This window comes from Pedobacter sp. GW460-11-11-14-TSB4 (assembly GCF_059423705.1).
In genome coordinates, this window is record NZ_JBWKYI010000022.1 from 41,365 (window position 1) to 55,462 (window position 14,098).

7 protein-coding genes are annotated in these 14,098 nt (G+C 41.0%); 6 read left to right on the forward strand and 1 reads right to left on the reverse strand.

The features are described from left to right. The first annotated feature begins 517 nt into the window (after positions 1-517). From AC07YT_RS18775 to AC07YT_RS18800, 6 genes are all read left to right on the forward strand, one after another. Positions 518-1,108, forward strand: a complete 591-nt coding sequence (locus AC07YT_RS18775; RefSeq protein ID WP_494945461.1) for a hypothetical protein — start codon at positions 518-520, stop codon at positions 1,106-1,108. A 231-nt stretch (positions 1,109-1,339) separates the two neighbouring features. Next, on the forward strand, positions 1,340-1,720 hold the full coding sequence (locus tag AC07YT_RS18780; protein WP_494945462.1) for a hypothetical protein: 381 nt from the start codon (positions 1,340-1,342) through the stop codon (positions 1,718-1,720). Positions 1,721-1,808: 88 nt separating this feature from the next. After that, positions 1,809-6,173: a CusA/CzcA family heavy metal efflux RND transporter gene (locus tag AC07YT_RS18785; RefSeq protein WP_086544817.1), complete on the forward strand. Its 4,365-nt coding sequence runs from the start codon at positions 1,809-1,811 to the stop codon at positions 6,171-6,173. Positions 6,174-6,179: 6 nt separating this feature from the next. Further along, a complete protein-coding gene (locus AC07YT_RS18790) occupies positions 6,180-7,313 on the forward strand; it encodes an efflux RND transporter periplasmic adaptor subunit (protein WP_086544818.1) in 1,134 nt (377 codons plus the stop codon). Between the two features lie 693 nt (positions 7,314-8,006). Then, entirely contained in the window at positions 8,007-11,207 is a 3,201-nt protein-coding gene (locus AC07YT_RS18795; RefSeq protein WP_494945463.1) for a SusC/RagA family TonB-linked outer membrane protein, read from the forward strand. Positions 11,208-11,233: 26 nt separating this feature from the next. Then, positions 11,234-12,790 carry a RagB/SusD family nutrient uptake outer membrane protein gene (locus AC07YT_RS18800; RefSeq protein WP_086544821.1) on the forward strand — a complete coding sequence of 519 codons (1,557 nt, stop codon included), beginning with the start codon at positions 11,234-11,236 and terminating at the stop codon, positions 12,788-12,790. Positions 12,791-13,079: 289 nt separating this feature from the next. Here the strand turns inward: AC07YT_RS18800 and AC07YT_RS18805 are convergent, their stop codons facing one another. Next, positions 13,080-14,063, reverse strand: a complete 984-nt coding sequence (locus AC07YT_RS18805; RefSeq protein WP_086544822.1) for an aldo/keto reductase — start codon at positions 14,061-14,063, stop codon at positions 13,080-13,082. Between the last annotated feature and the right edge of the window lie 35 nt (positions 14,064-14,098).

A 14,098-nucleotide genomic window follows, 5' to 3' on the forward strand; every position in this document is an offset into this window, starting at 1 on the left:
TAAAACATATAGAATAAACTTACCTGGGCTACATTATTCTTTAGGTTAGGGCTTATATTGCCAGTGGTTTTTGCGCCATGAGTATAAAACAGAATTTCTTCTTTCTGTTAAATTCCGAAAATTTATTAACTTTGTGTCATCCTAATGAACAATCTTTTTAATGTTTAGGAATTATGACAGCATATATCTACATATCTTCCCCTTCCCAAATTGCCTAATAGGCGATAAAATACTATAATTTGTTTTTATTTGATTGGCTGCCTCAAAGGTATTCAATTTGCTATTGCACAATGTTTTATTTTCCAATCAAGGGGTATATCCTTACTCAAGGACGAATTGAGACCCACATTCAAGTTAAAGGAAATTAAATGGAAGTCCGATGGACACACATGAACTGCCATGCAAGATTAGAAGCGCACGGCAGAAAAAGCGGTTGGTAAAAACAGATCGCGACAAACAACTTATCCGGCTGAGTAAAAGAAGATCGGAGCTTTGGATACAAAGGCGTGCACTGCCGATGGTACCTCTAGATAAACCCTATCAAAGAGGCTGGAAAAGATATTTTGTACTCAGAGCAGATATTGCATTTAGCGTAAGAGCAGAGTTTTATACCGCATTACTTGCTAAGATCAATACAGTTGAATACCACCACGATAAAACATTCCAACGAAAAAAACGCCGTAAAGGAAGGTATGGATATGAAATCAAAAAGCAATTGCTGCGCGAACTCTCGTCATATTTATGGGAGAGCAGCAATTTAGACCTTACTGAACAGGAAAAAGCTTGCTTTAGCCAAGTTGAAATGTACAATGTTAAAACACGTCAACAAGAAATTAGGTATGTTTTTAACGAACCGTGGCGGTATAAGTTAAAAATCGCACCCAATATGGTTACACATAAAAAATTATTGGATACCGATCTTGTAAGGGAATTGGATCTTATTGATAGCCATATCGAACGCAATAACTTAGAGGGGCGCATACATTTGTTAACTAATGGCCGGAAGAATAATTTTTGGCGGTATTACCAAGGGTTGGCTAAATACAATATGGTGAAGAAAATCCCGAAATACAGATCGAAGGAAGCATATTTGGAATTATATTTTTAAAATTTAATCAATATTTAAAACAAATCTCAAACTTATTTGTCTTTTAATTTCATTAGTTTGTTTGGTTTGGTCTTATCCGTGGATGCTGATAAGACAAAATAATTGGCCTCATAGAAATATGGGGCTTTCTCATTTCTTAACCCGGCATTAATGAAAAGTGTTAGTGGTTTGGTAACAGACATGATAAACATTGCAGTTTGTTTTACACCAGCTCATCATTATATTTGCAGCGTGAACAAAGTTATCCTTTTCTTACTGTTCCCCATATTGATCTTTAACACGTCTGTTCGTGAAGTTATAAAGGCACCCCAACTTATTGTACATTTTATCCAGCATCATGATATCGATGCACAGATCAGTTTTATCGATTTTTTGCAGATGCATTATTTTGGACAGGATCTGAATGATAATGACGAAGAAGAGGATATGAAACTGCCGTTTAAAAAAATAGATGGCCACCATATCATCTCAATTGGTGTGCCGGCAGAAAAGTTTATTTTATTAAAAGCGGTGTGTCTGAGTCTTTTAGATGATTTTGCTTTCAGCTACCAGCGTATGCACCACAATCCTACATTCGGAAGCCTTTTCCGTCCGCCGATTCTTTCGGTTTAATCCCTACCTATTTTTATGCTAGTTTTTCCCTTGCCCTTTTTAAAACGGCTTTATGGGATAATATGTCGATCCTTTTAAAATAATTATCATGTTGAATAAGATCATTGGCTTTTCCGTTAGGAATAAGCTGATTATTGCTTTATTCGTGCTCTCGCTTGTAGGCTGGGGCGCATATGAAGTTACCAAATTACCTATTGATGCCCTTCCCGATATTACCGATAACCAGGTACAGGTCATCACCGTTTCGCCTTCATTGGGCGCGCCGGATATTGAACGTCTAATTACTTTTCCTATAGAACAATCCTGTAGCAGTATTTCAGGATTAAAACAGATCCGAAGTTTTTCACGCTTTGGACTTTCACTCGTTACTATTGTCTTTAACGAAGAAACTGATGTGTATTGGGCACGGCAACAGATTGCCGAACGCCTGCAACAGGTTCAACAGGAAATTCCGCAGGGTATTGGGTCGCCGGTAATGGCGCCTGTTTCAACCGGTTTGGGCGAAATTTACCAATACGTAGTAAGGCCCAGGAAAGGTTATGAAGGTAAGTATGATGCACAGGCACTCCGTACCGTTCAAGACTGGATTGTAAGAAGACAGCTTTTGGGAACACCCGGTGTTGCTGAGGTTTCTAGCTTTGGCGGACGGTTGAAACAGTACGAAGTGGCTGTAAAACAAGATCAGCTTAAGGCCTATGGATTAACTATTGCAGAGATCTTTGATGCCCTGGAGAAAAATAATGAGAATACCGGAGGGGCGTATATTGAAAAAGGCCCGACTGTGCTCTACATCAGGAGCGAAGGACTGACGACAAGTTTGGCTGATATTGAGAAAATTGTAGTGAAAACCCTTGATAACGGAATGCCCGTGCTGATGGGGCAGGTAGCCAAAGTACAATACGGCTCGGCAATACGTTATGGCGCAATGACTTATAACGCACAGGGTGAAGTGGCAGGCGCTGTAGTCATGATGCTGAAGGGCGAAAATTCTTCGGTTGTAGTAAAAAGAGTAAAGGATAAGATAGCCGAGATCCAAAAAATGGTGCCCGAAGGTGTGGTGGTAGAGCCTTTTCTCGATCGGACCAAGATGGTAGATAATGCCATTAGTACAGTGGAAACCAATTTAATGGAAGGTGCACTGATTGTAATATTTGTTCTGGTTTTTTTTCTAGGCAATCTGCGTGCTGGGCTGATCGTTTCGTCGGTCATCCCACTATCCATGCTGTTTGCCATTATACTGATGAACACCTTTGGGGTTGGCGGCAATTTAATGTCGCTTGGTGCTATTGATTTTGGGCTCATTGTTGATGGATCGGTTATCGTTGTGGAAGCTATTCTCCACCGGTTTTCGCACAGCAAACATTTCAGAACCCTTAACCGGATCGATCAGAACCAGATGGATGCAGAGGTTGAAAAATCAACTGGCTCAATGATCAAATCGGCCGTATTCAGTCAGATCATTATCCTCATTGTATATCTGCCTATTTTATCATTGGAAGGCATTGAGGGCAAAATGTTTAAGCCTATGGCCTGGACCATTGCTTTCGCTATTCTCGGTGCTTTTATACTCTCGATTACCTATGTACCCATGATGTCTGCATTGTGCCTGAACAAAGTAATCAGCCACAAAAAAAATCTAACCGATAAATTAATGGCATGGATAGAACGCCGGTATCAGCCTGTACTGGGTAAGGTGCTTTATTTCCCCAAAACCATATTGGCCGTTACCTTATCCCTTTTCGCCATTTCTGTTTTCATTATGGGCACACTGGGTGGAGAATTTATCCCACAGTTAGAAGAAGGCGATTTTGCAGTAGAAACACGTTTATTAACCGGGAGTAACCTGAACAATACCATCGAGACTACCCAGAAAGCTTCGAAAATTCTATTGGAAAAATTTCCTGAGGTACAGAAAATAGTGACCAAAATTGGAAGTGCTGAAGTGCCAACAGACCCTATGCCTTTCGAGGCCGGAGACATGATGGTTATTCTAAAACCTAAAAAAGAATGGACATCGGCCAAATCTTTCCCAGAACTCAGTGCAAAAATGACCGAAGCAGTGGAAGTTATCCCCGGGATTACCGTTGGCTTCCAATTCCCTGTGCAAATGCGTTTTAATGAACTGATGACCGGTGCACGGCAGGATGTAGTGTGTAAGATTTTTGGTGAAGACCTCGATTCGCTGGCCATTTATGCAAAGCGGCTGGGCGCTATTATCGGTACGGTAAACGGTGCCATTAATGTTTACGAAGAACAGGTTACCGGAATGCCCCAGGTGGTTATTAAGTACAACCGTGATGGAATGGCCAAATATGGTATAAATGTAGGCGATGTAAACCGTGTAGTAAATACGGCCTTTGCCGGACAGATTGCCGGGCAGGTGTATGAAGGCGAAAAAAGATTCGATATGGTAGTGCGGTTGGATGAAGCCGCCAGAAAGGATATGCGTGATGTAGAAAATCTGATGGTACTCACCAAATCAGGTAACCAGGTTCCCTTAAGTATGGTTGCCAATATCGAAGAAGTAGAAGGCGTAAACCAGATTCAAAGAGAAAATACCAAAAGAAGAATTATTGTCGGCTTTAATGTTAAGGACAGAGATGTGCAGTCTATTGTTGAGGAACTACAGCAAAAAGCCGGGCAAAAATTAAACCTCTCTAAAGGCTACACCATATCTTATGGCGGCTCTTTCGAAAATATGACGGCCGCTAAATCACGTCTGGCCATTGTGGTACCCATTGCACTGTTACTGATCTTTTTACTTTTATATTTCGCCTTCAGTTCAGTAAAGCAGGGTTTATTGATCTACACTGCTATCCCCTTGTCTGCCATTGGCGGAATACTTGCCCTTTGGATCAGGGATCTGCCTTTTAGCATCTCTGCCGGGGTAGGCTTTATTGCACTGTTCGGGGTTGCTGTACTAAACGGGATTTTACTTGTTACAGAGTTTAACCGTTTAAAAAAAGAAGGCTGGACTGATGTTAAACGCATTGTAATACATGCCACCAAATCAAAACTCCGTGCGGTGTTAATGACGGCCCTGGTTCCTTCCCTGGGCTTTATCCCGATGGCCATTAGCACTGGTGCCGGAGGCGCAGTACAAAAACCCCTGGCTACAGTTGTAATCGGAGGACTACTGGTTTCTACCCTGTTAACTTTGTTTGTTTTACCCATGTTGTATATATTATTCGAAAAAGGTTTCAGTTATTTCCGTCAGCAAAGAAAATTGGCCGTTATCGCCATTTTTATAATTATTGGTTTGCAAAATGCCAATGCCCAGCAGCAGATCAGTCTTAAATCAGCACTAGATACTGCAATGAAAAACAATGTGTTGCTACACATAGCAAAAACTGAAGTGCAATATTATCAGCAGCTCGTTAAAACCACTTTCGATGTACCTAAAACCGCGGTAAGTTTCGACTATGGCAAGTTCAACAGTCTTGCAAACGACAATAAGGTTTCTGTGGTGCAAAGTTTAGATTTCCCTACGGTTTATGCCAGGCAGCATGCGGTACATAAAATCAATGTAAAAATCAGCGAAGAACAGGTAAATGGAAAAAAACTTGACCTTAAAACGGAGATAAAGTCTGCTTATTACAATCTTATTTTATTGAAAGAAAAACGTAAACTGTTAATCTGGGCCGACAGTGTGTATAGTGCTTTTCTGAATAAATCTTCCCAGCGCTTTAAATCGGGCGATGTGGATGTGCTGGAACTGCGAACGGCCGAAAACCAAAAACAACAGATCGCCAATCAGCTCGAAGTATTGAAAACGGATTATGCACAAAACCTCAACCACTTTAGGTTTTTGCTGGATAGTAAAAGTTTGTTAGAACCTGCAACAGACAGTGCCATTTATCACGCAAATTTCTTGTTAAAAGCTGAGACAGATAACAGTCCTGCAATTAAACTGAGCGAAGCCCAGCTGGAACTTGCCCAAAAACAAAAAGCACTCGAAAAAAGCAAACTTATGCCATCATTAAATTTTGGCTACAACAATTCAAGTATTGTGGGTTGGCAGAGCAATAATGCAGGCGCTGAGCAGTATTTTGATAAGAGCAAGCGGTTTTCATCGGTTAGTGTAGGTGTGGGAATTCCTATATTTTTTGGGGCGCAGCAGTCGCGGATCAAAGCTTCGGAAATTTTAATACAGCAGAAACAGCGGGAACTGGAGCTGACTAAAAAGTCCCTAGATAACGAACTGGAAAATGCCAGGGAACGTTACCAGCAGCTGGAACGGTTGATCGGATCTTATCAAAAGGTTTCACTGGCCAATGCAGGCGACATTATCAGATCAGCTACAGCAAAACTTAATGCAGGTGAAATTGCTTATCTCGATTGGGTGATCCTGATCAACCAATCGATACAGTTAAAGGCAGAATATTATGATAAAGTGCAACAGTTTAATGAAGCGGCATTTGCAATTGAAAGAATTACAGCAACAGACAAATAAGATATAATGAAAAATAAACTGATAAGTGGATTGATGTGCATCGCTATTTTGATCGCATGTGGTAGCCCGGAAAAAAATGAAAAGGCAGCAGAAACTCCAAAAAACCTAAATACGGATGAGGTGCAGTTGAGTGCCGAACAGGTGAAAAATGCAGATATCCAACTCGGAAAGCTGACAGAAAAAGTACTGCGTAATACCATTAATGTAAACGGGGTGGTGGATGTGCCACCAGAAAATACCTACTCGGTAAGTGTACCAATGGGTGGATACATTAAAAAAATGACACTCATTCCCGGTATGATGGTTAAAAAAGGGAGTTTGCTGGCTATTGTCGAAGATCAGCAGTACATCCAGTTACAGCAGGATTACCTCACTTCAAAAAACAAGCTGAAGTTTAGTTCGGCAGATTATACCAGGCAAAAGGGATTAAACCAGACCAAGGCCACCAGCGATAAAATCTTTCAGCAGGCCGAAAGTGAGTTCAACAATCAAAAGGTATTGGTTAAATCGCTTGCAGAAAAATTAAGGCTCATAGGAATTAATCCCCTAACCTTAAACGAAGATAATATCAGCCGGAGTATCCGGATTAATGCCCCCATCAGTGGCTATGTAACCAAGGTAAACGTAAATACAGGTAAATATGTAAATTCTGCAGATATTCTGTTTGAACTGATCAGTCCGGACGCATTGCATGCCAACCTTACTGTGTTCGAAAGGGATGCTGCACAACTAAAAATTGGTCAGGAGATTTTGTGTACAACTACCGCAAATCCAGATCAGAAATATGTGGCCAAAATCCACCTCATTACACCAAATATCGAAGACGACCGCACTACCAGTGTGCATTGCGACCTGAAAAATGGAGATAGCAAATTATTGCCTGGAACATTTTTAAATGCCGTTATTTCGGTTTCCAGCGCAGCTGTACAAGCTGTACCGGAAGATGCTGTCGTGAAATGGGAAAATAAACATTATGTTTTTGCAGATCTTGGCCGTAACCACTATAAAATGATCCCTGTTGAGATTGGTACCAGCCTTGATGGGTTTACAGCAATACATTCGAAATCCAAACTGGATAATATCGTGGTTAAAAATGCTTATGCCATTTTGATGAAAATGAAAAATAGTGGAGAAGAATAAGGCTGATTAGGCAATAGATACCATTCATGATACATAAAACTACCGGGTTTTCACTGATAAACAGCTGAAAGCCCGGTTTGCTATTCAGAATTTAGGTGGATGATTTTCATTCGGTCAAGCATTTTTCATCCCAGCAACAATTAAGCCTTTTCTAAACCTGCAGTACAAATATAATCCAGATAAAAAAGCAGGTTCCACCTGAAAAAAAGTTAAAAATTCTGATTAATTCTGGTGTTTTATATTTAAGTAATTGATAGATAGGTCGTTTATAACGATTTTATGCGGCTTGTTTTTAAATATTAATTCAAAAAAAATATTCCCTGTAAAAGTAATCATACTGTAATCGGATTTATACGATTAAGTATTTCTAATCATCAAAATATTATTCTTGATTTTGTGATAAAATATTTAATATTGAGTTGATAAATCGTTTTATCAACAACCGAATATGATGATGAGCTTAGGTGCATTTATGCCTTATGGTGTAGTATATGTCTGTGTAGTTTATTTGCGTGTAGTTTTTAACCAATTTAAAAATACGATCTCCCATCACGCAATGGCCTTTAACCCCAAGCCTTCTGATTAACATGATTATTTGCCGTCAATTGTTTTTTATTGAATAATTGATAAAACGTTTTAGCTTCTAGCAGTTGAATTATATTATTAACTAACCATTTACTAAACCTAAAACCGATGAAAATCAATCTACTAAAGATTTCAGGGCTTACCGTGCTTTTTTTGCTCAATAGCCCTGTTTTTTCGATGAATCTGGTTGCTGAAAAATCCGAAGGGTTTTCCAAGCTAAGTATGCCTTTAGTGCATATCCAAAACCGAAAAATAATTACAGGAACCGTATCAGACGAAAAAAACATGCCTATTCCAGGAGTGGGCATCAAAAACATTTCTTCAGGTAAAACTGCTGTAACTGATGAAGCTGGTAAATTCAGCATTGAGGCCAACCCAAACGATGTGATCCGCTTTTCTTATGTGGGCTATCAAAATAAAGATGTTACGGTAGGCAATGAAGCCAATATTAGCGTTAAAATGGTACCTGCCGAGGCCAATAAGTTAGATGAAGTAGTGGTAATTGGTTATGGATCCGTGAAAAAAACAGATCTTACCGGTTCTGTTGGTGTGGTAAAAGCCAGCGAACTACAGGAACGCCCCTCTTCATCGTTAAACCAGGCATTAGCTGGCCGTATTTCCGGTGTACAGGTAAATACCAACTCGGGTAGGCCAGGCGGTCAGACCAACATTAAAATCCGTGGATTTAGCTCCATCAACACGAGTAACAATCCGCTTTATGTGGTAGATGGTGTGGCTTTGCCAGTGGGGTCGCAAACGCAGAACAGTAACGCTATCGATTACATTAACCCCAGCGATATCGCTTCAGTAGAAGTGTTAAAGGATGCTTCTTCGACCGCCATATACGGCGCAAGGGGAGCCAACGGCGTAATTTTAATCACCACCAAAAAAGGATCTGCTAATGCACAGCGCATTACCTATGATGCAGATTTTGGCGTAAATACGCTTGCCGCACACCATGTGAAGATGCTTGATGCGTTCGAGTATGTTAAAGTGCAGGACCTGGCTTACGAGAACATTAAAGTTTACGATCCGGTAGGATGGGCAGCAGGAAATTATGCATCTACACCTGTTCCAAAAGCATCGAGAATAGCTTTACCTCAGTTTTTCGATGGCAATGGAAACCCATTATATAACACCGATTGGTTAAAAGAATCTACACAGAACAAACTTTCGCAAAATCACCAGCTGGGTTTTACAGGTGGAAACGAAAATAGCACCTACGGCGTTTTTGCAGGTTATCGCGATGACCAGGGACTTTTATTGAACTCTTATTTAAAACGTTATTCGGGCAGATTTAATTTCGATAGCAAAATTAAGCCCTGGTTAAAAGTTGGCGGTAATTTGAGCTACAATAACCAGGATGAAAACATAGTTGATCAGGGAACAGGTGGTTTAAACTCAGTCCGCATGATTACCGAAGCATTTCCTTTTCTCCCGATTAAACTGGCAGATGGCAAGTGGGGCGATAATAAACTGATTCCTTGGGCAGAAGGAGGCTCCAATCCGGTGCATATCTTAACCGATCAAAAATATGGAATGATCACGCAAACTGCTTTGGGAAGCATTTATTCTACCATTAGCTTTAATAAAGATTTAGAGTTTCGTACCCAGTTAGGGGCTAATGTTGTAAGCCGTAACATTAACGAGTACAATGCCAAACAATTATACGGCATATCTGACGGGCAGAACGGTACAGCAAATGTGACCAATGACCGTGAAACTTTCTGGTCGCTAGAAAATTATTTAACCTATAACAAACGTTTTGCCGAATCGCATGCCATTAATGCCTTATTGGGTATCTCCTGGCAGGCCACCAGTTTCTTCAGCAATACCAGTCATGCGGAGAATTTTGTAACCGATTTTTACGGGAACAATAATATGGGCTCTGGGAGTAAATCGATTACGGTGGGCTCCAGCCGCAACAGATCGGCTTTTAACTCTTATTTTGGAAGATTAAACTATGCCTTTAAAGATAAATACCTGGTGACTTTTACGGGTAGGGTTGATGGATCGTCCAAATTCGGAGAGAACCATAAATTCGCCTTTTTCCCTTCGGCAGCACTGGCCTGGAAAGCTTCAGATGAAGATTTTCTGAAAGGGAACAAAACCATTTCAAACTTAAAACTAAGAACCAGTTACGGTTTAAGTGGTAATTCAGAACTTCCTGCTTATCAGTCTTTAGCCACACTGGTTAATAACTCTGCCATTATTAATGATGGTAAGGTAACCGGTATTGGTATAGGTCGTTTAGCAAATCCTGATCTGGTTTGGGAAAAAACAGCACAGGTTGATGCTGGTTTAGAACTGGGTTTGTTTAACAACCGGATTAATTTAGAGGCTGATCTTTATTACAGAAAAACAACCGATATGTTATTGGATGCTCCTGTACCACGTACCACAGGATACTCAGTAATCAGAAAAAATATCGGGTCTATGCAGAACAAAGGTTTGGATCTGGGTATCAATACCGTTAACATTCAAACTGACGATTTTACCTGGAAAACCAGCTTTAACATCTCCCTTAACCGCAATAAGGTACTTTCTTTGGCTACGCCTGACGATATTTTTGGTGTGGGTAATCCAAATTTCACCAACCAAACGGGTATTATCAGGGTAGGTGAGCCTGTGGGCTCATTCTGGGGACTGGTGCGTTTAGGAACCTGGAGCGAAGCCGAAAGGGCAGAAGCAGCTAAATATGTAAGTTACCGTGGCGGTAAAACTTTGCTTCCGGGCGATATTAAATATTTGGACGTAAACGGCGACCATGCCATTACAGATGCCGACCGTCAGATTATTGGTAACGGAACGCCAAAAGGCTGGGGATCGTTTGGCAACTCATTCCGCTATAAAAATTTAGAGCTGATTGTAGAGCTCCAATACTCTTATGGTAATGATGTGTTGAATATGACCCATCACTCCGGTGAAGACAGACAGGTACAGGCCAATAGTTTTGCCAGCGTATTAAATGCCTGGACTCCTCAGAATCAAAATACACCGATTGCCGCCATCAGGGATCAATCTGCCGGATATGTAACCAACGTGGATACCCACTGGTTAGAAGACGGTTCTTTCATCCGTGGTAAAAATCTTTTACTCGGTTATACTTTTGATAAAACACTTGTCGAAAAATTACGCTTAAGCAAACTCCGCGTTTATGCATCTGTTCAGAATTTCTTCCTGGCCACCAAGTATACCGGTAACGACCCTGAGGTAACCACTTATGGAAATGCATTTGCACAAGGCCAAACATTTTTCGATTATCCAAAGCCCACTACTTTCATGGTAGGCTTAAACATTGGATTATAAACATTAACTAAAGAAAGGATATCAAAATGAAAATAAACATAAAAAATATCGCTGCTTTGTTGTTGCTAAGCGGTGCTATCATCGGGAACTCGGGATGTAAGAAGTTTTTAGATGAAACAGATCCCACCAATCTTTCGCCCAGCAGTTTTTATACTTTACCAGAACATGCAGAAGCAGGTATTGCCGCGGTTTATGCAGAAATCAGGTTTATCGGGGCCGGTGCTGGTATTTATTCCAACAACTGGCAAATGCTGGATGCACCAACGGGGATACAATCAACTGAAACCGCGCAAAACTCCGATCTGAACAATTTATATTCTCTGATTTATGATGGAACAAACCTTCATGTTAACCAAACCTGGAACGGTTTCTATAAGGTAATTGCGCAAACCAATCTGGTGTTGGATAAAGTTCCGGGCATTAACCCGATGGATAATGCACAGAAAAAAAGGATTTTGGGCGAGGCATCTTTCATCAGGGCCTGGGCCTATTTTTACCTGGTGCGTTTATGGGGTGATGTACCTTTGATTACAAAACCAATTACCAGTCCTAACGACCCCAATTTTTCTCCTTCCCGCACACCGCAGGAGCAGGTTTACAAACAGATTGTTGATGATCTGGTGACTGCAGAGGCAGCTGGTTTGCCTTTTATGGATGCAAGTGGACGTGTTTCTACAGCAGCCATTAAATCTGAACTGGCAAAAGTATATTTAACCATGGCCGGACAGCCCCTTAACAAAGGTGCAGCTTATTATAAATTAGCTGCAGATAAAGCGAAAGAGGTCATCGATTATTCAACCGGAAATCCGGCATTACTCGGTTTGTTTCCAGCTTACGGAGCGTTGCATGATGCAAAAAATGACAATAAAGTAGAGCATTTATTCGGCATCCAGTACAATGATGCTGCCGGATTTGGCAACCCCTTACAGTCGTCATACCTGCCATTGCACCAGCCATTGGTTTCTAAAATTGATGGAATTGGAACTTCTATCCCAACTGCCAGTTTTTATGGCTCGTATGAGGCCGGAGATTTAAGGGCTAAAAACAGAGATGGTTATTTCTTTACCGACTATTATACCGATGGCTTTAAAATGCCGCTGATTAACCGTGGTAAACCTTATGTTTTTAAACATTTCGATCTGATTGCAAATGGAACGTTAGGGGTGGAGGGTACCAGCAGAAGCGATTTGAATATTCCACAGATCCGTTATGCAGAAACACTCTTAATTTATGCTGAAGCGCAGAACAGGGCAGATGGTAGTGCGAATGTTGCGGCCTACGCTGCGGTAAATGCTGTGCGGAAAAGAGCACAACTGGCTGATCTGGCAGGTTTGGGCCAGACACAGTTTGAAGAAGCCGTATGGAGGGAACGCTGGCACGAGTTATGTTATGAAGGCATTACCTGGTTTGATATGGTGAGGTTGCGTAAAGTATATAACGAAACCACTAATGGTTTCGATAATTTTGTTGGCCACATTAATAAAAGTGTAAACCAGCCTTTGCAAACCAAACATTTGTTGTTCCCGATTCCGACTTCGGAAATCAAAAATAATCCTAACCTGACTCCAAATCCAGGTTACTAAGCAGGTATTAAAGTGGTTGGTGGTACATCGACCATAAATAAAAAAACGGGTGTCCGATATGAGGCACCCGTTTTTGTTTCAATAACGTTATTTATTGTCCTTTCATTTCCTAAACCTAAGAATTATCATCTATATCGTTGACTGGAAATGAATGGTTCCTTGTTTTTGGCACCTTTTGTCCCGCTTTTCCTCCTGCCAATTTGAAGGAAATTGGCATCCGTTTCAATCGGGTTTATTTAACTCAAACCAGTGCAAGAACTGAAACTTTTCCTCCGCAGATAGATGAATCTCAAATTTTCCCAAGCTCACCATCAATAAAGGCAAGCTCTTCCTTACTGATCTCAAAGTCCATTGCAGCTGCATTTGATACCGCTTGCTCAGCATTCCTGGCACCTGCCAGTACAACGGTGATGCCTTGTTGAAGCGTTGTCCAGCGCAGGACCAATTGCGCAATGCTGGCATTTTTCTCTTTTGCCAATGGCGAAATGCGCTCCAGAAATGTTTTAACAGCGTCAAGATCAAACTGACTAAAATATCCATTACGGTGGTCGTCAGCTTTAAGTTTTTCTTTTTCAAAATACTTGCCCGATAACAGCCCTCTTTCCATTGGGCTATAAGCAATAATGCCGATATTATTTTCCAATGTGTAAGGGATTAAATCATCCTGGATAGCCCTGTTGAGCATGCTAAATGGTACCTGGTTTGATGCTGGCAGATTTACAGCAGCAGCTTTTTCCAGCAATGCATGATCAGCATTCGAAAGCCCGGCGGCCAGTATTTTACCATCTTTAATGAGCTGTGCCATGGCCTCCATTACCTCATCTATCTCGGTTGTTGGATCGGGCCAATGTTGCTGAAGAAGATCAATATAATCCGTATGCAGGCGTTTAAGGCTGTCTTCAACCTCTTTAATAATCGATGCCTTTGTAGCGTAGCGATAAATGGGTACCGCTTTACCATCGTTTTGTGCATCAAAAAAATGTTCGCCTGCACCATTATTGCTACCGTCCCAAACCAGGCCGAATTTGGTTAATAATTGTATTTTAGTTCGGTCGTACCCTTTAATGGCTTCACCGATTAGCGCTTCACTAAGTCCAAAGCCATAAAAAGGAGCCGTATCAATTGTCGTTATTCCATTATCTATTGATGCTTTAACTGACTCGATAGAATCCTTTTTTTCGTTTCCTCCCCACATATTGCCACCGATGGCAAAGGCGCCATATGCGATTGCTGATAACTCCAGCCTTGTATTTCCTAGTTTTCTGTATTCCATGATATGTACTATTTTTTGTGAGGCAAAATTTCACA